Genomic DNA, 22,224 nt, shown 5'->3' with positions numbered 1-22,224 from the left:
GGCATGGATTCCCACCAGCGGCTTACCCTTTCGATGCCTACTCCTGGCGGGCTTCTGGCGCAGCGCTTCGGCCCTCAAGTTCCGCAGAATGGGCCAGAGCGAGTTGTAACTGGGCCGATGTCTGGACTCGACGAACTCCCTTGATTGTTTCCAGCAACAGGTAAATCCCGACGACAGTTACCACCAGACCTTGCATCAGTTGTGGCTGGCCATTCGCAAATTTTCCGAGGAGCAGCACACTTCCTGTGGCCAGCGCCCCTGCAGCAAGCATCCCCTTCACCAGCACCTGCATGCGTGAACGCTTCCAATGACTGCTCTTAACGGCAGTTCGAGCAGAGACATTTGCGACTTGCCGCATCGATTCCAGATGAGCACGGAATTCATCTTTATCGACTTTATGCCGGGGTTCTTCACTCCAGGTGACGGGGACTTCGGGGACTGTGGTCGCGACTTCCTGCACCAGTTTATGACTTGCCTGTGATGAGGCTGAAGATTCCACCGGTCGGCTTGTTTTGACAGGTGCTTCGGCCTTCTGTCCGTAGCGCCCCAGCAATCTGGCCATGTACGAAGCGACCGAATCTTCTTCTTCATCTGCGGTCTGCGCGGCGTCACTCGGAGTTGCTTCGCGACTTACGGCATTGGCCGAATGAGCATCTGCCGTGGCCATCGACTCACTGGGGGTGGTCGATGATTCTGCCGAGAAACGATGTGCTTCTGGCTCCTGCACGCCCCCATTCAAACCTCGCTCGGAAAAAGTTGCGGCTGAATCTTCTGCATGGGCAGCCATCGAGTCCCGTGGTTCGTGGGCGTGAACAGGTTCTGGACATCCAGCGGCTGAATCGTCGTAGCTTGCAAGCTCTGCTTCCTGCGATTCAGACTCTTCCACTGAAGGTCGACTGGCACCCAGATCCTGGATTCCAAAGAGTTGAGCCAGTTCTGCCCGGAGGCTAAGTGCCGGATCTGACACGGCAGAATCATTCGCCAATTGGTCATTCTTGCTCAACGAGGTGAGACTCGCAGGTTTCGCTGCCGGGATCTCGTCTTCGGGCTCATTCCACAGGCGGCGACTGGCGAGAGGTTCTCCGAAGGTCGACTCAGCAGGTTCTTCAAATTGCGACGCATCAGCCACGACTTCATTGGCCCAGGGGTTGATACTGGAAATATCAAACGCCGGCAAACTGTCCGCCTGATCTTCTGTTTCAAAATTGCCATCCAAAGATTCATGCAAACCCGAGGAGTGACCAACCGGAGTGAACTCATCTGTCGGGTGATAAGGCTCCAGAGGACTCAAATTACCAACAGGCGAGAATTCCTGTGAACCGGCAACTTCCAAAGCTGCAGCCGGGTCGACTGGCGTGGAAATCGTTTCTGAATGATCGACTTCAGGAACATACGACTCGCCGGGAGTTACCGGCAGCCAATCGACAGTACCTGGCATGATCGTCTCGGTATCACTCTCGATCAGGGCGTTCGGTTCGATCATCAAGTTCTCTGAAAAAATTTCAGAGTGATCAACAAGAGTGTCTTCCGCCAAGGCAGGCTCGGCTGAATGGCCATTAATCTCAGTATGATCAATGCCAGTGTCCTCAATCTTTGAATGAGATTGTGCTTCTGCTGTCTCTGCATACTCCGCAGGTTCATCCGAGATTGAGGGAGCTTCAACTGCTGCTGCAATTGTCTCCAAGGCAGTGGCAGCCTGCTCAGACGCAGGAACATCTGTCATGGGATCCAAAGTCGATGCGACGATCGCAGGTTGATTTTCAGCCCGGGTATCGATGTTTCCATCAAACGAATCAACAGCCGCTGGCACAACGGAATCAAGTTCTGAGGACGGAGAACTCACAACTTCTGGCGTCAACTGCGGTCCAGAGGCCATAGCTTCCAGCGAAGCCCGCTCCTGTTCGAGGGCTTCCATTTGCGCGCGGAGATCGGCTGTCGCCTTTCTCATCGATTCATCCCAGCGACTCCAGGTCTCTTCCTGTCGGGCCTGCTCTTCCTGAAGCGAAATTCTGGCAGCTTCAGCAATTTGTTCAATGCGGTTTTTCTCGCTGACTAACGCCCGCTCGCGAAGATCTAAAGCCTGATGACGCTCGTCGATCGCTGCTTCACGAGCGGCCTGTTCACTTTGTTGAATGGCCAACTGCGCCAGATCGTGCGCGAGTGTCGACCGCTGTAAGTCCATTTCATGCCGGGCACGCTGAAGCTCCTCTTCCTGCTGGACGAAAGCGGCTTTCAACTGTGACAGTTCAGAGTCTTTGGATGCGACTTCGGCTTCACGTCGGCTCAACGACTGCTCCAGGAGCGCTAACGCTTCACTGCGTGACTCCATGTCGGCAAGCTGCTTTTCGATCGCTTCCGCTTCGCTTTTCTGTGCCGCAAACTTCACCTGCCAGATCGCTTCGTCATCGCGAAGTTCTGCTTCGCGCCGTGCCAGTTGCAGCTCAAAATCAGTCAATGCCTGTTTCTGGATCGCCAGACTCTCGACTGCCTGAGCATGTTCGGCCTGGCTTTGCAAAAGGTTCCGCTCGAGTTGCTGTAGCGAGACCGTTTTCTCTTCGACTTGCTTCTGAAAAGTTTGTTCCGCTTCAGCCAGTTCGACTTGCCGCTGCAGCAGCTTGATCTGAGTTCTTTCAAGTTCTTTGCGCAAGGTCTGCTGGGCAGACTCTGTCGTCTCAATGGCCTGCATTCGCAAAGAAAACTCGGTCTCTCTGCGGACAAGTTGAGTGCGCAATCGCTCCAGTTCGGTACGTTGCTCAACGAGACGGCTGTTTTCTACAGCCAGCGTACGGGTTTGATCGAGGGCCGCTTGTTCAAGGTGCAACCTCTGTTCCATGACAGAGGCCAGCGTACGCTGCAATTCCTGTTTGATCACTTCCCGATCTGCGACTGCTGACTCTGGTTTCGGCTCGACTGAAGGTGAATTTTCGGCGGACTGAGTGACGTCGCTCGCGAGATCTTTTTCCAGCCGATCATCGGAGATCGACAGACTCGAAGCTGAAGAGCTGGCAATTTCCGAAATGAGATTTGTTTCTGTGGCTGGCAATGAGACGGCTGAAATTGCTGTCACTGGCAAAACTGTCGGTGCGTCACTAACGACCGATGGATTGGCTACTGGTCCGTTGGACGCAGAATTTTCGGGTACAAACTGGAGGAGTTCATCAGCCGTGGCCGATCGAAAGCGGAATGTCCATGGCCCGATGGTGAGCCGATCATTCGGCTTGAGTGTCGCTTCCCGGACGGGCCCATCATTGATCCAGGTTCGGGAATCCCAGGCTTTTACGATAGCCGATGAGGGCCCCACAATCAGCAGGCAATGCTGAGCACTGATCCCTTCATTCGAGAGCTGCAAGGTGGCCTCTGGTCCGCTCCCGAGTACATGTCGCCCTCGACGAAGAATCCAAGGTGCCCCACCTAATGTCGGCACGAGCACAAATGCGCCAACAGTTTCCGCTTCACGAGGTTGAAATGCGATCGGGGCCATCAATGTCGTCACTCTGGAACTCCTCAATCAAGAACCGCTGGGAAGTATGCGCAATACAACCCACCATGAGCCCTATAGCTTCTGGATGTCTCACTGCGCGCGTCATGTTGCCCGTAAGCAACATTTCCAGTTTCAGCCAGAATGACTTTTCCAGTTGTTCCGATTTTGACGATTCATAGATCGGCCATTGAACCACGGACCTGGTCGCCTAATAATGCAGCTAGTGAATTGATGACATGGCGACTCAACAGGTGGAACGCAAACTGGGCAACCCAGCCTTTTAAGAGTGTGAGTCTATGGCAGGCTGGTTCAGCCAATCTTCGAAATCTGCTCAATCGGTTCCACCGGTCGCAGTCCCCTTTGAAATTGCCTGTGGATGTGGCAACACAATCACGGGAGAACGCTCCGCTTCCCATCAGTTCATCCCTTGTGTGCAATGCGGACAGAAAGTCTTTGTTCTCCCGGCGAATGTCTATCCACCAGTGGCGACGACAAAGACTCTCTCGAAAGCCCAGCCGGTGAGTTCGCAAAACTCAGGTGATGATCCGGAACTGAACGAAGCCTTAATGGCTTCGACCGCTGGTGAGGCCCCCATCGTCAAAGGTGCTAAAGCGATTGGCCGGAAGGTGAAGCCACCTCCAGTGCCGATCACCTTACCTCAGGATGCAGCACCACCCGAACCTTCGGCTGTCGAAAAGTTGATTGCCAGTTGGGGGAAACGCCTCCATCAGCTCAAATCGTCCTGGCGCATCTGGCACTCGATCGTGAGTGCCACGGCACTCGTTCTGGTGCTGACAGGATTGGTACTCTGGAGGCAGTCGGCCATTGCCTCCGCCAAACTGCGAGTTGATGTGGCCACTGAAGCGGGGATCAAAGCACTCAAAGAAGGAAATTTTCCTGAAGCCAATCGACAACTGACGGATGCCGTCACAGCACTTAACCTTTTGGGAATTCAAACAGACACCTCGCGAATGGTGCGGCAATATGCTGCCGAGGCCCGGGCTGCTGCAAATCTGGTGGAGATTCCTTTTGAGGAGGGATTACCAGACCTTCGCGGGCCGCAGTTTTCTAGAGAACTCAAGGATAGTGTCCGTCGAAACTATGCCGGAAAGTGGCTGATTTTCGACAGTTACGCAGAACGTGACCGGTCGGAGCCTGAGACAAACGGCTGGAGATTTGATCTCCCGTTACAGGTTGCCGGCCGAAAAACGATTGTGCTGCTCAATCCAGATCGGATGAGATCAAGTTTTCCCAGTGGCGATGAATCGCAGCGAATGATTGTGGCTGGGCAGATACAGGAGATTGAAGTTCCCGCAGATCGGCCTGAACTGCGTATCCGACTCAGAGGCGATACTTTCTCACTGTGGGCGCATGAGGAAGTGCTGCAGACGCTGGGGCTCGATTCCATTGATCCAGATCTGAAAAAAGAAACCGCGGAGATTCTTGAACGTCAGATGGCAGCGATGGGCTTCAAGAGCACCGGGCAGACGCCTCCCGGAGCTGATCAAGCTGGCGAGAACAATTCCGGTAAGAAGGCGTCATCGCCATGAGAATCGCTCATTTCATGAAGGCCAGACGTACCATGGCAGGATTGATGGGATCGTTACAGGCTCCTCGACTGTCCGTTGTGTTTGCGATTGGCTTGCTTTGCCTGGCCACGACATGCCAGATCGAAGCCAGCGAAGAAGCCTGGTCTACGCAGCATTTCAATGATCTGAAAGATCGCTGGGATAGCCTGGTTGATGTTCCGGTAACGATCGAAGGGAGAATCACCTCGCTATCGAAAAATTCAATGCGACTGGCTCGATGCGCGATGCCATTTGTTCTCAAAGAAGAAGATGCCCGGCAGGTTTCCAGTGGCAAGAGTGTGGTTGTGCGAGGGACGGTCCGCAAAGAGAAAAACACGGACAAACTTCTGTTTGATGTTTCCAAAGTCAGCGTGGTTGCGGGCGATGGCGAAAAGTATCGCATTCGAGCCGGAGAGATTCGTGCCGGCGAAGCTCAGCCGTGGTATGAACTGGCTGACTGGGCAGAAAACCGAGCCACTTTCTTTGCTGATACCGAGCTTAAGGTATTGGCAGACAGTGCCCGCATGCGGGGGTTGCAGACAGAAGCTCGAATTCTCAACCCGCGAACCCCTGAAGCCCTGGAAAGTTTGGCCAAGAAAGCCCGCGAATTGAAGCTCGATGAACGCTTCGCGATGGAATTGCAATTCGAAGGAATGTGGCTCCAGGTCACGACCATGATCCGCGATGGACAGCCAGATCCGGCTGCATTGGCCAGCACTGTCATGCAGATCAGTCGCAAGTTTCCCGGGGCGGAGACTCCCTTAGCGAAATGGATTGCTGTTGATCTGCAGAAAGCCGAAGTTCTCAATGAATATGCTGCCGCCGACGATGCAAACCGAAAGTTGTGGCATCGCCAGTTGATGATCGCAGCGACAGCGGCGGAAATTCAGGCACGTTTACTGTCTGATGGCAGGAATGGGGTCGAGCTGGCAGAAGAATGGCGAATCCGTCTTCCGGAAAGGGCAAATGAAAGCCAGAGTTTTCTCGACCGCTACGATGCATTTCGAATGGCCCGGCTCAAGACGATGACTCGCGAAGAACTCCTGGCGTTTACCAAGGATCTCGAAGCGCGGAAAAAAGCCGACATCGCCACTCAGGCTCGCCGGGCATGGATGGAACATCGTGCGGAACTCTCCATCCCGCAAGGTGGTGCAGGTGTCGTCCGCATGGCTGAAAATCACCGCGCGATCTACAACGATGAACAAGGTGCGATTGCCATCCTGCAAAATGGCTGGCTCAAGTTTCCTGAGGACAAAACCCTTCGCGAAGCATTTGAAGGATTGGGTTATCGGCTCAGTGGAAATCGCTGGACGCGAGAACTCTCAACAGCCAACTCAGCCGCAACGACTTCAGCGAAAGCACCAGCAGAATTAGCGCAGGGCATGACGATGGAACAGGCCAAAAGTCTGCTGGGTGCTCCACCTCGACGAACACGGCTGATTTTAGGCAGCGGGCCGATTGAACACTGGATTTACGGCGAAGGGGCGAATCGACTGATTCTTGAATTCAAATCGGGGCCCGGTAATTCACTGCGTTTGAATTCCTTCTATACCGATACGAATCGATAGTCGTGTCGTTTGAAATCAGTCAGCCACAATCCGTTTGGCCTTCATCTCGAATCGAGGTAGAACACCCGGTTCGACCAGTTCGATCGTGGCTTCAAAGTGATGCCGCTCTTTGATCCGCTGGCGGATTTTCATGGCGCAACTCTGACATGCTGCCTCACTGAGACCGCGCCGGCATTCGATCCGTATACTCACTTCCTGCATCTGCCGGTGAGAATGAACTCGAAGCTGGAATTCTTCCACTTCTGGTATCGAGCGAATGATTTCTTCCAGACTGGAAGGGAAGACGTTGTTGCCACGGATAATCCACATATCGTCTGTGCGGCCCTCGATTCCACCAATGAGCCTGACGAAAGGGGGATCGCCTTCGACGCGCTGCCACGATGGTGTGACAATATCTCCTGTGGCGTAACGCAGCAGTGGCGAGCCGACTCGTCCCAGATTCGTGATGACCAGTTCTCCGGATTCTCCTTCGACAACAGCTCGGCGAGTCTCGGGATGGAGGATCTCGACGATGCATTCTGTCTCAAGCACAGATAACGAGCCGGGATCATGTTCGGTCTCCATGGCCAGCGGGCCCACCTCAGTCATGCCCCAATGATCAAAGACTCTGGCATTCCAGGTGGATTCGATCAATTGTCGGGTCGCTGGGATATTCCCACCGGGTTCACCGGCTACGAGAATCGCGCGAATCGACGATTTTGCTAGGTCGATCCCTTGCTGTCTGGCTACTTCGGCTAGCCGGAGTGCATAAGTCGGAGTACAGGCGAGGATGGTGATCTGATTTTCATCGATGAGTTTCAGACGAGCTTCACTGCTCATACCGCCGGCTGCCAGACACAGATTTCCCATCTGGGTAGCCCCTTCGAAGCCTGCCCAAAAACCTAGAAACGGCCCAAAAGAAAAGGGGAACATCAAGCGATCTGTCACTCGAAGCCCCATGAGCGCATAAATCTGCTTCCAGCACGACATGATCCAGGCCCATGATTCTGGCGTATCGAGCCAGCGTAATGGTTTCCCTGTGGTCGTGCCGGAGGTCTGATGTAACCTCGCATAGTCCGAAAGTGGAAACGAAAGATTGGTGCCATAAGGAGGGTTCTGTAACTGATCTTCCACCAGCTCGGCTTTGCGAACGATGGGAAGTCGATCCAGCAGGGCTCGCAAGTTTTCCGCAGTCGGAGGGATGGACGAAATGTTGTCCGATGTCCACTCCGCTGATTTGAGCCTGGGCTGCCAGAAGACATTGCGCTCCAATCGACCGACAAGTTCGGCCAAACGCTGGAACTGCTGGTCGAGAAGTTCTTGCCGATTCGATGGGAAGGAGACATTCATCCGCTGGGACCTTTTCACGGTTGTCAGACGATGGGCTTACCAATCTTTCACAGGAATCTTGCAAAGATCTACCACACAGTCTGGTTTCATCGTGCGTAGCCTCTAAGTGAGGGATTCAAACCCGCCCAAAGTCACTCTCTCAAAGCGCCGGCCAACACTTTCACATTCCTTCAATTATACAAACACTGAAGTTGCTTTTGCTCTCAGAAACCTCTTGCAAGCCTATTGCATTAAGTGTGTTGCTTGGTAGGCTAATGTTGTTGAAGGATTTGTCCTTATCATTTCGGATTACCCACTGAGAGTCAGCCCATGTTCACGATAAATGCTGCAGGCTTATCAAAGATTTCGCCTGCAAAACATCATATCCGCAAAGGATTTACCCTGATCGAACTGCTGGTGGTGATTGCGATTATCGCCATTTTGATCGCTCTCTTATTGCCAGCAGTCCAGCAGGCTCGCGAAGCGGCCCGTCGGTCACAATGTGTCAACAATCTTAAACAATTGGGATTGGCACTGCATAACTATCATGACACACACGGTGTTCTGCCACCGGGCTGGATTGGAGTGGATGCAGCCACTCGGCAGCCGCATGCCGAAGATGGTGTCTCCGGATTTTCGTGGGGTACCATGATTCTCCCGATGCTGGATCAGACACCGCTTTATAACCGTATCAACTTTTCTGACTCATGCATGAGCACTGCAGGTAATAATAACCAAGCGCTGCTCCGTACGATTCTGCCAGCCTTCCGCTGCCCCTCGGATAGTGGCCCGCAAACGTGGCAGATCTTCGATGAAGCGACTGGCGCCACTCCATTGGCAACTCTGGCAAATGCCAACTATGTCGGAGCTTTCGGTAATTCAGTCCAAGGATATACAAACTACTCATGGGAAGATGACATTGAAGACAACGGGCCAGACCATCAGATTCGCGGGAATGGAATGTTCTGGCACAACAGCAATGTCCGCTTCCGTGATGTCAGCGATGGACTCAGCAACACAGTTTTAGTGGGTGAGCACAAGACCGACTTGCTTCCAGACCCTGCGGAACCTGACGAGCAGTGGTTCAGCACCTGGGGAGCCGTGATTCCTGAAGGGGCCGAAGCGATTGCCCGCGTCCTGGGTCTGGCCGACCATACGCCAAACCATCCGTCGACTCACCTGGATGATTTCAGCAGCCCGCATGTGGGCGGGGCTCACTTTCTCTTCGGAGATGGTCGCGTGCGATTCCTGACCGAGAATGTCGATCTGGGGTTGTTTAAAGCCATCAACACCCGCGCCGGTGGTGAGGTGGTTGGCGAATTCTAATCGCCCAATAATGGCATTCGACATAGCGATGATCACCAGGAAACAGACCATTTGTGGTCTGTTTCCTGCATTTACGGCTATGCAATAAGCATCAAAAACAGTGCTTCAGGGTAGTCTGGTGAGAATCTGATCAACGGTACGCTGGCGACTGCCAGTTGGAACCTTGGCGGGAAAGCCGTACCAGATGAGGCCCACGATGCGGTGGTTTTCTGGGTCTAGACCGCAAGTCTTGGCGAACTCTGCTTGCTTCGTGATCTCGCCAGTGGACCATTTGCTGGCAATCCCGCGTGACCACAGGCTCAAAGTGAAATTTTGAATCGCACAGGCACAGGCCGCATAATCTTCTTCGGCAATCTCCGGGTTGTCGGCGATTTTGCAACCAACGACCAGCCAGCCGGGAATTTCAGCCCACTGTTTTCGCTTGGTGGCAGCAAATTCGGCCCCTTTACTGGCTGTGAGAATCTGATCGTTCAAGGTCAGTACTTTTTCAATCGTTTCAGGCCCCAGATCGACAAACAGCCATGGTTCTGTCCGCCGATGGTTCGGAGCCCAGCGGGCCACTTCGACCGCTTCGAGCAGAGCTTCCTTAAGCCCGTGGGACTCCGGCAAAAACGCACCTATTGTGCGACGAGTAGCCATGAGTTCCTGAATCGACCTGGACACATCGGATGGGGGCAATAAAGACTCAGTCATAACAAACGCAAATCCTGCAAATAACGGGAGAACCTCATGCCCTACCAACAAGCAGCAAGGTCACCGGCTCAGGGCTTTTTCACGGCTGGTTCCGGGAGTGAGGCGACTCGAATCTCAAACAATTGAGGCCAGTTCTTCCCGGTGACAAACAGCCGGCCTTTCACAGGATCATAAGCGATTCCATTAAGAACTGCCTCCTGGTGAGGACGACGATTGGATGGAAACAGATGACTCAGATCGATCCATCCAATCCCCTCCCCGGTGCGAGGGTCAATTCTCAGGATGAGATCACGATGCCAGATATTGGCCCAGATTTCGTTTCCCACGGTCTCCAGTTCATTGAGATCGGAGACCGCTCGACCATCGGCACGGACCGAGATTTTTCTTAATACTCGAAATGTCTCAGGTTCCAAAACCTTGAGCACAGAGGAACCATCACTCATGACCAGATGTTCGCCCCAGCGAGTGAGACCCCATCCCTCACCGGCATAACGGATCGTCGTTTTGTATTCGAGAGTTGCTGCGTCAAACACAAAGGCTTCGCGATTTTTCCAGGTGATCTGAATCAGTTGGTCACCCCGTTTGGTGAGCCCCTCACCGAAATACTGATCGTTCAAGCGAACAATCTTTTGAACTTTCCCGGTTTCCAGATCCACAATCCGCAACGAAGAACTTCCAAACAGGCCGGTACTTTCGTAGAGAGTACCGCCTTCGACCACCAAGCCCTGGCTGAAGGCTTCTGGATCATGTGGGAAAGCGGCCACAACCTCGGCCTTTTCGACAGGCAAGACTCGATCTCGCGAGTGAGCCGTCGAGTGATCGCAAGCGACCTGAGTCCACATGCAGCACAGGGCAACAATGAGCGACCATTCCCTGGAAAATTTGATTGGCATGTGAGCTCTCATTGCTGCCGCCAGTTGAACCTAAAATCTGCTTTTCCTCTTTGGTCATACCCGAAACCCAAGGATCAAACCAGACGAACTGAGGCTTTGAAATGGCCAAGGTGTGATCGACGACACAGTCATCCAGGCAATTGATCTGAGAAGAGATGAATGTTGACTGGCTGAAAACTACTGGTCGAGTTGGCGACTGAAAATGTAAAATTCAGCAGTAACACGTCTTCTCAACAGAAGTAAACTCGAATATTTCACGTCCGTCGGTTCATTTTGACGGACGACAAAAAGAGAACCTGATGGCTGAACTTGACGCAACGATGCTGACACAGGGTGAACTTTCACACATGCTGGGTGAAAATGTCGTCCTCGACACAGTGGCCAATTATGTGATTGCCGGTCGCCTCGTGAGTGTGAACGGCGTTTTTGCGACATTGGCCGATGCTGATGTTCACGATCTGCGAGACTCGAAATCGAGCCGAGAGTTATATGTGATTGAAACCCGAAGGTTGGGAATTCGAGTCAACCGCAAACAGGTCCTCGTTCGGTGGCAGGAGGTGGTGGCTCTTTCCTGCCTGGCAGACGTTGTAATCTAGCCAGATTCCATCTTCACAAATGCACAATACGCAGAGATTACCGGGTTCGTTTCTGTTCCTGAAGTCCGAGGACCGCATAAGTTTGATTCTAGCGATTCAGAGGCCACGAATTGCGGTAGAATTCAGGCATCGACACCCCACGACTGGCAAACCTTAGTCAACCGAAATACCATAAGTGGCAGAAACGACGAAGAGATTGGCTATGGCGGAGCGATTGTTTCCATCACGGAAAGAAGGTCCGTTTGAGACAATTCTGGTCAGCACGATTGGCCATCATCGATCGTTGTATACACCATGTGGCATCCCTGACGAATTCCATCCTTTGACGACACCAAAGCTATGCTGCTGATCATTATTCGAATTCTGTATGCGGTCATCTGCGCGGGAGCCATTGCATCCTTCGTGGCACCTTCCAGCAATCCACCGTCATTTATCGGGGATTATCCATTCCTCTGGTTTGTCGGCCTGATGCTCTTTACACAGGCCTTCACGCTGGCCGATTTACTGATCCCCCGCAAACGACTGGATCTGATTTCTTCGATCTACTTTGGACTGCTGATTGGTGTCCTCCTCTGCTATCTCCTTTCGGTGGCACTCGAACCACTCAGCCTGTTGCCCTATGTGAAAAGTGCAGTGATTGGCCTGGGACTGATTGTGCTCCCTTACGTTTGTATTTCGCTGCTGTTGCAGACACGCAACGATTTCCGTTTTGTGATTCCTTACGTCGAGTTTGTGAAAGAAATCAAAGGGGGCCGGCCTCTGGTGGTGGATACCAGCTCGCTGATTGATGGCCGCATTGCCGATCTGGCAGAAACAAAACTCTTCGACACAGAGATGATCGTCCCGAGCTTTGTTCTGGAAGAGCTTCAGGAAATTGCCGACAGCAATGACAAATTGCGACGCACACGCGGGCGTCGCGGCCTGGATGTGCTGACCCGTCTGCAGCAGAACTCAAAGGTCGACATTCGAGTCGAAGAGGTGAAAGAAAAAAACCCCGAAGGTCTGACAGTCGACCAGAGAATTGTCGGACTGGCCAAACAGCGTGGTGGCCGTGTGCTGACCAACGACTTTAATCTGAATAAAGTTGCCAGTGTTCAAGGTGTGGATGTCATTAATCTCAATGATGTCGCGAATGCATTAAGACCCAGATACCTCCCAGGCGAGCAGTTGCGAATCAAGATCATCCGTGAAGGTGAAGCTTACGGCCAGGGCGTCGGGTATCTCGATGATGGTACGATGGTGATCTGCGAACAGGGGGCAGCATACCTGAACCGTGATATTGACGTTGTTGTCACGAGTGTGCTCCAAAACAGTGCAGGGCGAATGATTTTTGGTCGTATGCAGGGCACCCCTGCCCCCGTTCCTGCGAAAAGCGTCTAAAAGATTCCACGTGTGGTGCGAGTCCGTCTCAAACCACCTGCAATCAGGCCAAATGGTTGGGGATCTGCTGGATATCAATCGGTGTCGGATGAAAACAGGATACTCAACATTTGCAGGATGTGATCCAGGCTCGCCATGCTCAATGTGAGTGTTTTCTGCATCTTTGCCAGCTATCTTGTGGCCTTTGGCTTCGAGTTGACACGATTGCGTGGCCAGGGCTGGTTGGCGCGAACACTGACTCTGGGCTTCGCGACTGCCGGGCTTCTGGCTCATACCCTATATCTGCTGGCAAGAGCCAGTGCCGAGAATTTGCCACCATTACTCAGCTCTTCGCATGACTGGCTGCTGGTTCTGGCCTGGCTGCTGATGGTGCTGTATCTGGTCCTGACAATTGTCGATTCGCAACTGGCTGTCGGAATCATTTCGTTTCCGTTGATTATTGGCCTCGTGGCCACATCATGGCTGCTCCCAGAGACATCGGCCCGGAGTTGGGATCCTTTAAGATCGTGGGCCATGCTGCATGCCAGTTCGCTGGTACTAGGGACAGCAGCCGTCCTCGTCGGATTTGTCATCAGTCTGCTCTTTTTGTGGCAGAATGAACGCCTCAAACAGGGGGCCATTGCCAAACGCAGTTTGAGCTTACCAAGCCTCGAACAACTGGCGCGACTCAACTTATGGGCGATTTCGACAGCCGTTCCACTGTTAAGTGTGGGAGTCCTTTCAGGCATCATCCTCACGAACTGGACCTCCGAAAATGTATGGATCGACCCTGTGGTTCTCGGCGGCACGATCGGCTGGGCATTGATTTGCGGCTTGCTGACGTGGCAACTCTCTCGAACACGCACGCCGGGCCGGAAGGTGGCTGTCGCCACAGCGTGGTCATCGGGGCTGTTACTGCTCGCTTATGTTGGATTGCAGGTTCTGACATCGGCTGCCGGTGTGAGTTCAGTGCATGGAGCAAAACCTGTCAAAGTGGCTCCTCAAGCAGTAACTCTTCCCACAAAGTCTGCAAACGAGGAGGGACAGAAATGAACCTCCATGTCGTCTCCTGCAACCATCAATCCTCAGGATTGGCGATTCGTGAAAGACTCGCTTTTTCCAGTGCCGAAGATATCCAGCGGGCTTATCAGGAGTTCCACGAGCGGTTCCCGACCTCCGAAGTCGTGTTCCTTTCGACCTGTAATCGTGTGGAAGTCTATGCAGCGAACACCGAAGAAGATCCTGCCGTCGTCAGGCAGAATCTGGCATCGTTTCTCTCTGAGTTTCATCACGTTCCACTGGAAGAGTTTTCTGAGGAACTGACCGAACATACTGGCCCGGAAGCGGTGCAGCATTTGTTTCAGGTCGTGTCGAGCCTGGACAGCATGGTGCTCGGTGAGCCGCAAATCGTGGCACAGGTGAAAGAGGCTTATCGTAAAGCAGACGAAAACGGAAGTTGCGGCGCTTTGACGCATGCTCTGTTTCAAGGTGCCATCCGCACATCCAATCGAGTGCGTACAGAGACCAGACTTTCCAACGGTCGAGTATCGATTGCCAGTGTCGCTGTCGGGGAATTCGGGAAGAGCATCTTTGATACGTTTGCCGACAAACTCGTCGTCGTGATCGGTGCCGGCGAGATGGCAGAAGAGACGCTCCGATACCTGGCCGATGAAGGTGTGCAGCAGGTCATTGTCGTCAACCGCAGCCGAGATCGTGCCGAGCGTCTGGCAGAAAAGTACCGGGGGCAAGTCGCCGACTGGCAGCAACTGGACGAATGGCTGGGGAAAGCGGACGTGATTGTCAGTACCACGGGTGCCGATGAACCGGTGGTGACGATGGCACGTTTTGAATTGGCACGCAGCAAGCAGAACCGCTACAAGCCCGTGTTTATCATTGACCTGGGAGCTCCCAGAGATTTTGACGCGAAGATCGCTTCGCTCGATGATGTTTATCTGTATGACATTGACAGCCTGCAGAAAACCTGCGACCGCAACCGCAAACTGCGTCAGGCCGAGGTGGAAAAAGCAAATCGCATCATCGAGGAAGAAACTCAGCGGTTCATGAGTGAGTTTTACAGCCGGGCGGGCGGTGCGATCGTTAAACGCCTGCGCGACGACTGGCATTCGATCAGCCAGCAGGAATTGCAGAAGCTGTTTTCAAAACTTTCGCATCTGCCTGCCGAAGACCGAGATGCGATTGAACGCACAGTCGCCAGAATCGTGAATAAACTGCTGCACCCGCCGCTGGAAGCGCTACGCGACGAATCAAAAGGTGGTTCGCCAAATGGCCTGCTCGATGCTCTATCGAGGCTCTTCCGCTTGCGGTGAAGTACGATGTCCTCTCGTCAGAGCCGGGTGGCGTAATGATCGCGACCCGGCTCCGAAATCACGGCGAAAGGCAGCCCACTCATGAGTAAGGCTCAATAAGCCTTACCCATTTTTGCGTCAAAACGACTATTCGTTGTGGAACTTCTCATGACAGGCTTCGCAGCGTTTCATCCCTTCAGCGAAGACTGTTTTGGCTTTTTCGAGATCCTTGGATCGCATGGCGGTCGCAGTCTCAGTCATTTCCTTTTGGAAGTTCCCCGCTAATTCCTGCCAGTAGGGTTTATCGGCTGCGTTTTTCACTTCGTGGGTATCTGCATAAGTGGCCACAGCCAGTAAAGCCAGAGCAGTGGCATCACGGGCCTCTTCTTCGGGCTTACGGAGTCTTTTCAGAGATCGGCGGACGGCGGCAGCGCGCGAGTTCATTTCTTCCATCGAGGGATGCATTTTGGTGAGCTTGCCCCAATCGGCCTCGGGTTTGGCATCGGCTACCAAGCGACCAGCGACAGCTTCTGTGATCATTTTCTGGCCTGCTTGAGCTTCCGCCAAGGTTTTGCTGCGAGCCACTTGTATGGCCCCCTGACGAATGGAAGGTGCTGCCGACTTCAGTGAGCTGGCCTCGGGATGTTCGACAATCGCTTGCGAGACGACCGCCAACAGGCTGGCCCCCTGCTTCCAGACTTTGGCATCTTTCTTGTAAGTTTCTTCCGATTCCAGAGTTTTACCGATCGTAGCGATCAGAGCTTCAGCTTCGGCATTGAGATCGCTAACGGGAGCAACATTCGCGATGGGGATCGGGCTCTCTGCTCGAGCGACGCTGGAAACGCCTGCGATGCAGGCCAGAGCCATCGTGCTCTGAAGCAATCGACTGGCAATGATTGAAACCACGGGGTTCGAGAAAGATTTCGGCAGCACGGGTGTTCTCCTCAATGCGAGATTTCTTAAAGCGGTTGGTTAAAAGAGTCTCAAACTCGACTAAGATTGTGGGGGTGTTAGTGCATGTCCGCAAGTGCCGGTCAGAGAGTTCAACTGAAAAGTGAATTTCCGTTGATGGCGTAACCCGCAGGGATACCGAACGAGATGATCTTCGGAAGACAAATGCCACTGAATCTTGTCGCCGTCTGGTGCAGATCACTCAGTACACTCCTGCACTCGGGTGTGGCTCTGATTCGAGCGTTGGAACTTGCCGGCAAGCGGGCGGGCGATCAACGTTTCGGGCCTGTCACTCAACGATTGATTCAGGAAGTGCGGTCTGGCAATGGATTATCCGAAGCCTTGATCGCTGAAGGCTCCACATTTCCGGCTCTGCTGGTGGATATGGTCAGTGTGGGTGAACAGACGGGGAATCTTCCCGAAGTTCTGACGTCACTGGCTGGGCATTTCGATCACCAGGTGCAAATGCGACGCACTTTTATCGCCGCCATCACCTGGCCTCTCCTCCAGGCTGTCGCTGCCATACTGATTGTGGCCATTCTGATCGTCGTCCTGGGGATCGTCGCTCAGGTCACCGGTTCATCACCACTCGATGTTCTCGGTGTGGGGTTGACGGGAACAACCGGTGCAGTGGCCTGGCTGAGTGGTTGGGCCATGCTGCTGGTGGCCGGTTATATCGGCTGGGAGATGATCAATCGCATGGGACAAAGAGGGGCCTTTGACCGATTACTGCTGACGGTCCCTGTCGTGGGCCACTGCCTGAGATCGTTTGCTTTGTCTCGTTTCTCCTGGGCGTTTGCCATTACTCAGAATTCGGGCATGATGATTGGCCCGAGTATCACGGCCAGTCTCAAAGCCAGTGGTAATGGCGCTTTCGCTGCGACTGCACCAGAAATCAATGCGATGGTCATGTCGGGAGAGGAGTTATCGGATGCCCTGCAGGCCACGGGGTATTTTCCCACGGATTATCTGGAAATGATTCGCGTCGGTGAGTCTTCGGGAACTGTTCCCGAAGTGCTGGAGAGAATGGCCCCTCAACTGGACGATGATGCCAGACGCAGCCTCGCTCAATTGACGATGGCCTTCAGTTCAGCCATCTGGGCCACTGTGGCGATCATGATCATCGTCCTGATCTTCCGCGTCTTTTCGATCTACCTGGGTTTGATCAATGGCGCACTCAAGGATATCTAGGCTGACCAGAGATGGTCGATGCGCTTTCGACTTCAAATCAAACCTTGGAAGCGTGGTGACGCTGCCGGTTTGTATCGAGCAGGCTTTCAAGACGATCCAGCCGGTCATCTAATGACTGAGCCGTTGCGGCATCAACGACATCGTCCCCGAAGCGAACTTTATAGAATAACTCGGTCAGTTCTTCAGGGAGTTTCAAGACAGATTCGTCATGGAGTCGCTGCGACAGTTTGTGAGTCACCTGCAGTGCAAACTCTCTCTGGGTCTGAGCTTCATCCCGTTTCAAGCCAGCCTGAGCGATGACTTTCTGGAATCGCTCGTAAAATTCGACAACTTTGCGTTCGACTTTTCGCTTCTGGGAATACTTTGAGAACCCCTTCAGAGAAAGTTTGATGCCGTATTTGAGGACATACAACAGTCCCGTGAACAAGACGAGAATAATCAGCAACCTCAACATACCACCGACAGTGAGCCACTCCTTGGGTGACGCCAGAATCGAGAAGAGGCCGTACAGAAGGCTCTGAATGCCACCAGTGCGATCCTTTAACTGACCACCCAGCGATGCCACCCAATCGCGCAGCGGGCCGTAGACCCCCTGCTCCTGGTCATTCAGAGTGACATTCACCACATAGCGAGACCAGAACATGGAAATCTCGCTCGACATGGCCTGCCAGAAAGTCATTTTGCCACCGATGGTCTCCAGTTCTGTATTCCGCTCTGCGACAGGCGTGGCATCAAAAGTGCCCCAGAAGAACTTGCCATTCGGTTCAGTGAGAAATGCCTCCACCCAGACGTGAGCATGCCGCTGCTGGACTTCAAATCGGCCATTGAGAGGGTTCGTATCTCCTCCTTTGAACCCACTCACTAAACGTGAGGGAATTCCGGCAGCCCGCAGCATGAGTGCGAGGGCTGTATTGAAGTATTCACAATGCCCTTCCTTGCGGTTGATAAGAAAATCGATCACGGGATCAACCGTCAGATCCACGCGGGCCTGTTTGAGTGTGTACTTGAAATTCCCACTGTCGCGCAACCACGATTCAAGTGCGACCGCCTGCTGGACAGGAGTCAGTTTGCTGCCCACCTGTCGGGTTTTTTCTTCAAGAATGCGTTCGACAATCGGACGAATCGCGGCGACATCGTCATTGAGAATCAGCAGGTCTTCCAGATAATTGCGCGAAAGATACTCCTGCCAGAGCCTCGACGAAACCGGCATGATGGCAAAGGGCTGCACAACAGCGGGCATGGGTGCCGAGTACGCAGTATAGCCAATCCGTTCCGCACTTCCCGAACGTCCCACGCTATCGCGTGTCAGCACAGAAGTTGTGGTATGCTTCACAACCCGACGGCGTTCGGAACCATCAAGATCGCAAGCCCTCACATCGCCAATGACAAAGAGTAGATCAGTCCCAACTGGCTCCAGAACATACTCCTGACGCACTGCCGGTTCCGCGAGAATGCGTGGTAATGGATCCTGGGAAGAAAAGACCACATCGGCCAGCCATTGGCTTGATTCGTAGCGGCTCAGCACAATGCCTCGAAAGAGGGGTTCGGCATAACCAAGTCGCTCACAATACTGATTGACATCGATTTCCCGATCTGTCTCGGAATCGAACAACCTCACCTGAAGCACAGGTGTTGAATTTTCCAGAATCTCGCCCAGTGAGCCCAGTTTCACCTGAGACGTAAAGCCCGTCATCGTATTGCGGCCCAGACTTCCCACTGGACCATCGGCTTCATCACCCAATGATAAGCGAGGGCCAATCCATACTCGCGGCACAAGCGTAAAGAACACTCCACTGAGCATGAGCGACATGCTCGCAATGGTCATGACGCCGAGGATGAAACGCGGAGTGACCCACCTTGCCGAACCATCGTGACGAATTGTGCTCCAGGTTTCACTGGGCATGATCACGGAAGCAGTCGTGATGGATAGGGAAGAACCTGCCAAAGGAGTTCGAGCCACTGGTTCGCGTCGTCCGGATTCAAATTGCTGATTGGCCTGATGCAAAGAAAAAATTGCCAGCGACCACATCGCCACTACGGAATAAAGGACGAGCATGCCACCGTACCAACTGTCGTTCGTCAGAACGGAGGCGACAGCCACCTGCAATAAACTCAGTGCCGCCATAGCCCAGTATTGTCGATTGGTTTTCTTTTGCAGCAGCACGATCCAGTTGAGATAAACCACCAGATGAGCACCAGCCAGAAGCTTTCCTTCGCGGTCACCAACGGTGAATTCAATAGCTGCAACCAGAAAGGCCACGAGCCCCAGAGCATTAGCGACGGGAACAGTGACCATCCATTTTTTGTAATGCTCAGTCAGCATGTAGCCGACCATGGCCACAAGAATCGTGAGATAAGGGATAAAGTTGCCCTCAGCTCGGCCCAGAATAAAGCCCGCCAGACAGATCGTGCCATACAGACTGGCATGAAAGACAGTTGTCAGCGGCATTGAAACATCCTTTGCAATCCCTGCGGAACGTTGTGCAATACTGATACGAGAAACAGATGGAAAAGGCGTGTTAAAAAATGAGAAAGCCGGTTTGTCCAAAGCGGCAGGCATGGCGCAAATCGAGACATACCAACAATCAGCCGGCCACCATTTCCGACGGATTTCATTGCGAGAACTCTGTTACAGAATGCACAATTTCCTGTGTGTAATCCATCCTGTTTCGGTGAAGCCATCAGGATGATGCGCGGGAGCCGTAATATCCCTGGGCAGTCAGCGATGTTTCCTGCTGCACACGCTTCACAATGTGATCAACCTCGGCATCCGAGAGTGGTGTGACAATCGCTTCGGCAGGTGGTCGTGCGACTGTGTAAACCTGGACCAGAGAAATCTGGCCACCTGCGGCAAGAATGCCTTTTAAGCGGCCCAGCCAGGCAGATATTTCTGCTTCTGTCGGAGGCACACCGGCCACATTCATAAACAGGGCCTGAATCACGACCGGCCAGCGGAGCGAGACATCGAGAATGTTCTCCAGAATTCTCGCAAAGGGAATGCGAGTTCTTTCAATCAGGTGATAATACTCTTCAGTCCCGGCATCGAGCTTGGCCCAGATCTCTCCCTGATGAGCCATCAGCACCGCCAGTCCGCGCTGGCAGGCTGGTCGATGGAACATACTGGCATTGGTGATCAGCACCATCTTGACCTGATCGAGCCCGGCACTCATCTTCCTTTGAGCAACTTCATTCACAATCAAGTCGAAGTTTCGAAACGTGGTGGGCTCTCCATCACCGGAAAAGGCAATGTCATTGAAGCGACGAAACGCCTGAGGGGTGGCTCCAAATTTTTCATCGTCCCAGAGCCTGCCGCTGGTCACCAGTTCAATCACTTCATCGAGTTCGGCCAGAAGGTGTTCAGTGCCAACAAAAGTGGTTTCGGCTTCACTTCGCCGATCCACCTGACAATAGATGCAATCGAAATTGCAGACCTTATCCGGATTGAGATTAATCCCGACAGAGATACCACCACTTCTTCTGGAAACAACCGGATAAACGTAGCGATTCTGATGAAACAACCTTGAATGGTCGCGATGCAGTGGAATGATTTCAGCCATCAGCAAGCCTGTTTGTTCGAAGTTCATCGCCCATTCGAGACCTACACAAATCCGGCGTGGACTGAAGGCCACGCCCTTTCGCAAAGCCTGCAGGGCGTGCCACCCTCTTGTTAGCCCACTCGGTTGGGGATGCCAACAGATCAAGATTCAAAATTCAGCCGGGGAAGTAATCGGGATTGTTGCCGGGCTTCCACTTGATGTTACAACCGATGGATGGTGTCTGTTCTGCTGCAGGGCTCTGACCTTTGAGAACCGAATCGATCGCTGCCCGCAGATCGCTCCCGGTCACGGGGATATCATTCCCCGGTCGAGACGCATCAAACTGGCCCCGGTAAACCAGCCGGTGGGCTGCATCAAACAGGAAAAAGTCTGGCGTACAGGCCGCCCGGTAAGCTTTGGCAACTTCCTGACTCTCATCGAGTAGATAAGGAAAGGTGTAGCCCGCTTCGGCTGCTTCGCGTGTCATGGCAGCGAGATCATCCTGCGGATAGGCCACGACATCGTTTGAACTGATGGCCACAATTTTGAGTGCTGTTTTCTGGTAGTCACGTCCGAGTTGAGCCAGTCCACTTCGCAGATGTTTCACGAACGGACAGTGATTGCAGATGAACATCACCAGGAGAGGTGCATCGCCAGCCAGAGCACTTTTTTCAACGATTGTGCCATCGATGTTGGGCAGTGAAAAACCGGGAGCAACTGTTCCCAAAGGGAGCATGGTCGAAGGGACACGAACCATTTTTGCCTCGCTGAAGTCGATACCAATGAATTGCAGAGCCAATAAACGACTCTTTGGTTATAGCGAGGTCGAGGCTTGCCGACACGCGTCGAGAGCAGGGAATCTGATGCCAATACCTGTCAGTCACCAATCACATGGTCACTTTCGCTGACTGGCCACCTGATGGACTTTTTCCAGAAGCGGTTGAATCACTGCCTCGGGAACAAACTCAGAGAGTCGATCTGCAGAATTACTATTCCCCAGAAGTGCAATCTGCTTGATCAATGAACTCGAAATGTGAGCATACCGCTCCCCAGCCATGAAGAAGATCGTCTCGAGCTGTGGTGCCAGCACTTTATTGGCGAGCCCCATCGTGAACTCGGATTCGATATCGGAAAGGGAACGAATCCCGCGTAGGATGGCACTCGCCTGACAACTGCGGGCGAAATCAATGGTCAGGCCGGAGAAGCACTCGACGGACACATTCGGGAGTTCGGCCACAACTTTGCGGGTGATCTCCAGCCGCTCCTCGGGTGAGAAGAGAGGTCGTTTATCAGGATTAACGCCGATCCCGACAGTCAGATGTGCAAAGAGCGATGCACCCCGACGAATGATATCCAGATGCCCCAGCGTCAGGGGATCAAAACTCCCCACATAGACCACTCGCAGTGGAACAGAGGTCATTGGTATCCATCCGTGAAATGACGAGTGA

17 protein-coding genes are annotated in these 22,224 nt (G+C 53.3%); 8 read left to right on the top strand and 9 right to left on the bottom strand.

The genetic code is table 11. The features are described 5' to 3' along the window. Nucleotides 1-37: 37 nt before the first annotated feature. Complete coding sequence (locus A6X21_RS20730) at nt 38-3,493, bottom strand: FHA domain-containing protein (RefSeq protein WP_131818472.1); 3,456 nt, start codon at nt 3,491-3,493, stop codon at nt 38-40. A 284-nt stretch (nt 3,494-3,777) separates the two neighbouring features. Here A6X21_RS20730 and A6X21_RS20725 point away from each other — a divergent pair, with 284 nt between their 5' ends. Next, nucleotides 3,778-5,031 (top strand): hypothetical protein, encoded by a 1,254-nt coding sequence (locus A6X21_RS20725; RefSeq protein WP_068852068.1) that lies wholly within the window; start codon nt 3,778-3,780, stop codon nt 5,029-5,031. Further along, on the top strand, nt 5,028-6,617 hold the full coding sequence (locus A6X21_RS20720; protein WP_131818471.1) for an OB-fold nucleic acid binding domain-containing protein: 1,590 nt from the start codon (nt 5,028-5,030) through the stop codon (nt 6,615-6,617). Before A6X21_RS20725 ends, A6X21_RS20720 begins: the two co-directional genes overlap by 4 nt. Before the next feature lie 15 nt (nt 6,618-6,632). Here the strand turns inward: A6X21_RS20720 and A6X21_RS20715 are convergent, their stop codons facing one another. Next, nucleotides 6,633-7,946, bottom strand: coding sequence for a phenylacetate--CoA ligase family protein (locus A6X21_RS20715; protein WP_068852062.1), 1,314 nt, complete (start codon nt 7,944-7,946; stop codon nt 6,633-6,635). Nucleotides 7,947-8,255: 309 nt separating this feature from the next. Here A6X21_RS20715 and A6X21_RS20710 point away from each other — a divergent pair, with 309 nt between their 5' ends. Continuing rightward, nucleotides 8,256-9,251: a DUF1559 domain-containing protein gene (locus A6X21_RS20710; protein ID WP_068852059.1), complete on the top strand. Its 996-nt coding sequence runs from the start codon at nt 8,256-8,258 to the stop codon at nt 9,249-9,251. 105 nt (nt 9,252-9,356) lie between these two features. Here the strand turns inward: A6X21_RS20710 and A6X21_RS20705 are convergent, their stop codons facing one another. Next, entirely contained in the window at nt 9,357-9,890 is a 534-nt protein-coding gene (locus tag A6X21_RS20705; protein WP_165603889.1) for a nitroreductase family protein, read from the bottom strand. Between the two features lie 122 nt (nt 9,891-10,012). After that, nucleotides 10,013-10,837, bottom strand: a complete 825-nt coding sequence (locus A6X21_RS20700) for a glutaminyl-peptide cyclotransferase (RefSeq protein ID WP_083233782.1) — start codon at nt 10,835-10,837, stop codon at nt 10,013-10,015. 299 nt (nt 10,838-11,136) lie between these two features. Here A6X21_RS20700 and A6X21_RS20695 point away from each other — a divergent pair, with 299 nt between their 5' ends. From A6X21_RS20695 to hemA, 4 genes are all read left to right on the top strand, one after another. Further along, nucleotides 11,137-11,433, top strand: a complete 297-nt coding sequence (locus A6X21_RS20695) for a hypothetical protein (RefSeq protein WP_068852053.1) — start codon at nt 11,137-11,139, stop codon at nt 11,431-11,433. A gap of 339 nt (nt 11,434-11,772) precedes the next feature. Next, nucleotides 11,773-12,813, top strand: coding sequence for a PIN/TRAM domain-containing protein (locus tag A6X21_RS20690; protein WP_068852050.1), 1,041 nt, complete (start codon nt 11,773-11,775; stop codon nt 12,811-12,813). 135 nt (nt 12,814-12,948) lie between these two features. Further along, entirely contained in the window at nt 12,949-13,845 is an 897-nt protein-coding gene (gene ccsA, locus A6X21_RS20685; RefSeq protein ID WP_068852047.1) for a cytochrome c biogenesis protein CcsA, read from the top strand. Continuing rightward, entirely contained in the window at nt 13,842-15,119 is a 1,278-nt protein-coding gene (gene hemA, locus A6X21_RS20680) for a glutamyl-tRNA reductase (protein WP_068852044.1), read from the top strand. Before ccsA ends, hemA begins: the two co-directional genes overlap by 4 nt. A gap of 126 nt (nt 15,120-15,245) precedes the next feature. On the opposite strand, the gene A6X21_RS20675 is transcribed toward hemA, so the two are convergent. Next, nucleotides 15,246-16,031 (bottom strand): cytochrome c, encoded by a 786-nt coding sequence (locus A6X21_RS20675; RefSeq protein ID WP_068852041.1) that lies wholly within the window; start codon nt 16,029-16,031, stop codon nt 15,246-15,248. 183 nt (nt 16,032-16,214) lie between these two features. Between A6X21_RS20675 and A6X21_RS20670 the strand changes: the two genes are divergently transcribed. Further along, nucleotides 16,215-17,240 carry a type II secretion system F family protein gene (locus A6X21_RS20670; RefSeq protein WP_240490348.1) on the top strand — a complete coding sequence of 342 codons (1,026 nt, stop codon included), beginning with the start codon at nt 16,215-16,217 and terminating at the stop codon, nt 17,238-17,240. 37 nt (nt 17,241-17,277) lie between these two features. Here A6X21_RS20670 and A6X21_RS20665 read toward each other — a convergent pair whose 3' ends face one another. From A6X21_RS20665 to coaD, 4 genes are all read right to left on the bottom strand, one after another. Further along, nucleotides 17,278-19,689: a transglutaminase TgpA family protein gene (locus A6X21_RS20665; protein ID WP_068852035.1), complete on the bottom strand. Its 2,412-nt coding sequence runs from the start codon at nt 19,687-19,689 to the stop codon at nt 17,278-17,280. A 232-nt stretch (nt 19,690-19,921) separates the two neighbouring features. Continuing rightward, nucleotides 19,922-20,824: a radical SAM protein gene (locus A6X21_RS20660; protein WP_240490347.1), complete on the bottom strand. Its 903-nt coding sequence runs from the start codon at nt 20,822-20,824 to the stop codon at nt 19,922-19,924. Between the two features lie 127 nt (nt 20,825-20,951). Further along, complete coding sequence (locus A6X21_RS20655) at nt 20,952-21,533, bottom strand: thioredoxin family protein (protein WP_068852367.1); 582 nt, start codon at nt 21,531-21,533, stop codon at nt 20,952-20,954. A gap of 138 nt (nt 21,534-21,671) precedes the next feature. Next, on the bottom strand, nt 21,672-22,196 hold the full coding sequence (gene coaD / locus A6X21_RS20650) for a pantetheine-phosphate adenylyltransferase (protein WP_068852032.1): 525 nt from the start codon (nt 22,194-22,196) through the stop codon (nt 21,672-21,674). Nucleotides 22,197-22,224 lie beyond the last annotated feature (28 nt).

Source organism: Planctopirus hydrillae (genome assembly GCF_001707835.1).
In the GTDB taxonomy this organism is placed as follows: Bacteria; Planctomycetota; Planctomycetia; order Planctomycetales; family Planctomycetaceae; genus Planctopirus; species Planctopirus hydrillae.
This window is presented reverse-complemented; position numbering and strand designations above follow the sequence as displayed.

Bases quoted from the DNA above. Each gene is read 5' to 3' on its own strand.
- A6X21_RS20725 (WP_068852068.1), top strand. From the start codon at position 3,778: ATGGCAGGCTGGTTCAGCCAATCTTCGAAATCTGCTCAATCGGTTCCA.
- A6X21_RS20720 (WP_131818471.1), top strand. From the start codon at position 5,028: ATGAGAATCGCTCATTTCATGAAGGCCAGACGTACCATGGCAGGATTG.
- A6X21_RS20715 (WP_068852062.1), bottom strand. From the start codon at position 7,946: ATGAATGTCTCCTTCCCATCGAATCGGCAAGAACTTCTCGACCAGCAG.
- A6X21_RS20710 (WP_068852059.1), top strand. From the start codon at position 8,256: ATGTTCACGATAAATGCTGCAGGCTTATCAAAGATTTCGCCTGCAAAA.
- A6X21_RS20705 (WP_165603889.1), bottom strand. From the start codon at position 9,890: ATGGCTACTCGTCGCACAATAGGTGCGTTTTTGCCGGAGTCCCACGGG.
- A6X21_RS20700 (WP_083233782.1), bottom strand. From the start codon at position 10,837: ATGCCAATCAAATTTTCCAGGGAATGGTCGCTCATTGTTGCCCTGTGC.
- A6X21_RS20695 (WP_068852053.1), top strand. From the start codon at position 11,137: ATGGCTGAACTTGACGCAACGATGCTGACACAGGGTGAACTTTCACAC.
- A6X21_RS20690 (WP_068852050.1), top strand. From the start codon at position 11,773: ATGCTGCTGATCATTATTCGAATTCTGTATGCGGTCATCTGCGCGGGA.
- ccsA (WP_068852047.1), top strand. From the start codon at position 12,949: ATGCTCAATGTGAGTGTTTTCTGCATCTTTGCCAGCTATCTTGTGGCC.
- hemA (WP_068852044.1), top strand. From the start codon at position 13,842: ATGAACCTCCATGTCGTCTCCTGCAACCATCAATCCTCAGGATTGGCG.
- A6X21_RS20670 (WP_240490348.1), top strand. From the start codon at position 16,215: ATGCCACTGAATCTTGTCGCCGTCTGGTGCAGATCACTCAGTACACTC.
- A6X21_RS20665 (WP_068852035.1), bottom strand. From the start codon at position 19,689: ATGCCGCTGACAACTGTCTTTCATGCCAGTCTGTATGGCACGATCTGT.
- A6X21_RS20660 (WP_240490347.1), bottom strand. From the start codon at position 20,824: ATGAACTTCGAACAAACAGGCTTGCTGATGGCTGAAATCATTCCACTG.
- A6X21_RS20655 (WP_068852367.1), bottom strand. From the start codon at position 21,533: ATGGTTCGTGTCCCTTCGACCATGCTCCCTTTGGGAACAGTTGCTCCC.
- coaD (WP_068852032.1), bottom strand. From the start codon at position 22,196: ATGACCTCTGTTCCACTGCGAGTGGTCTATGTGGGGAGTTTTGATCCC.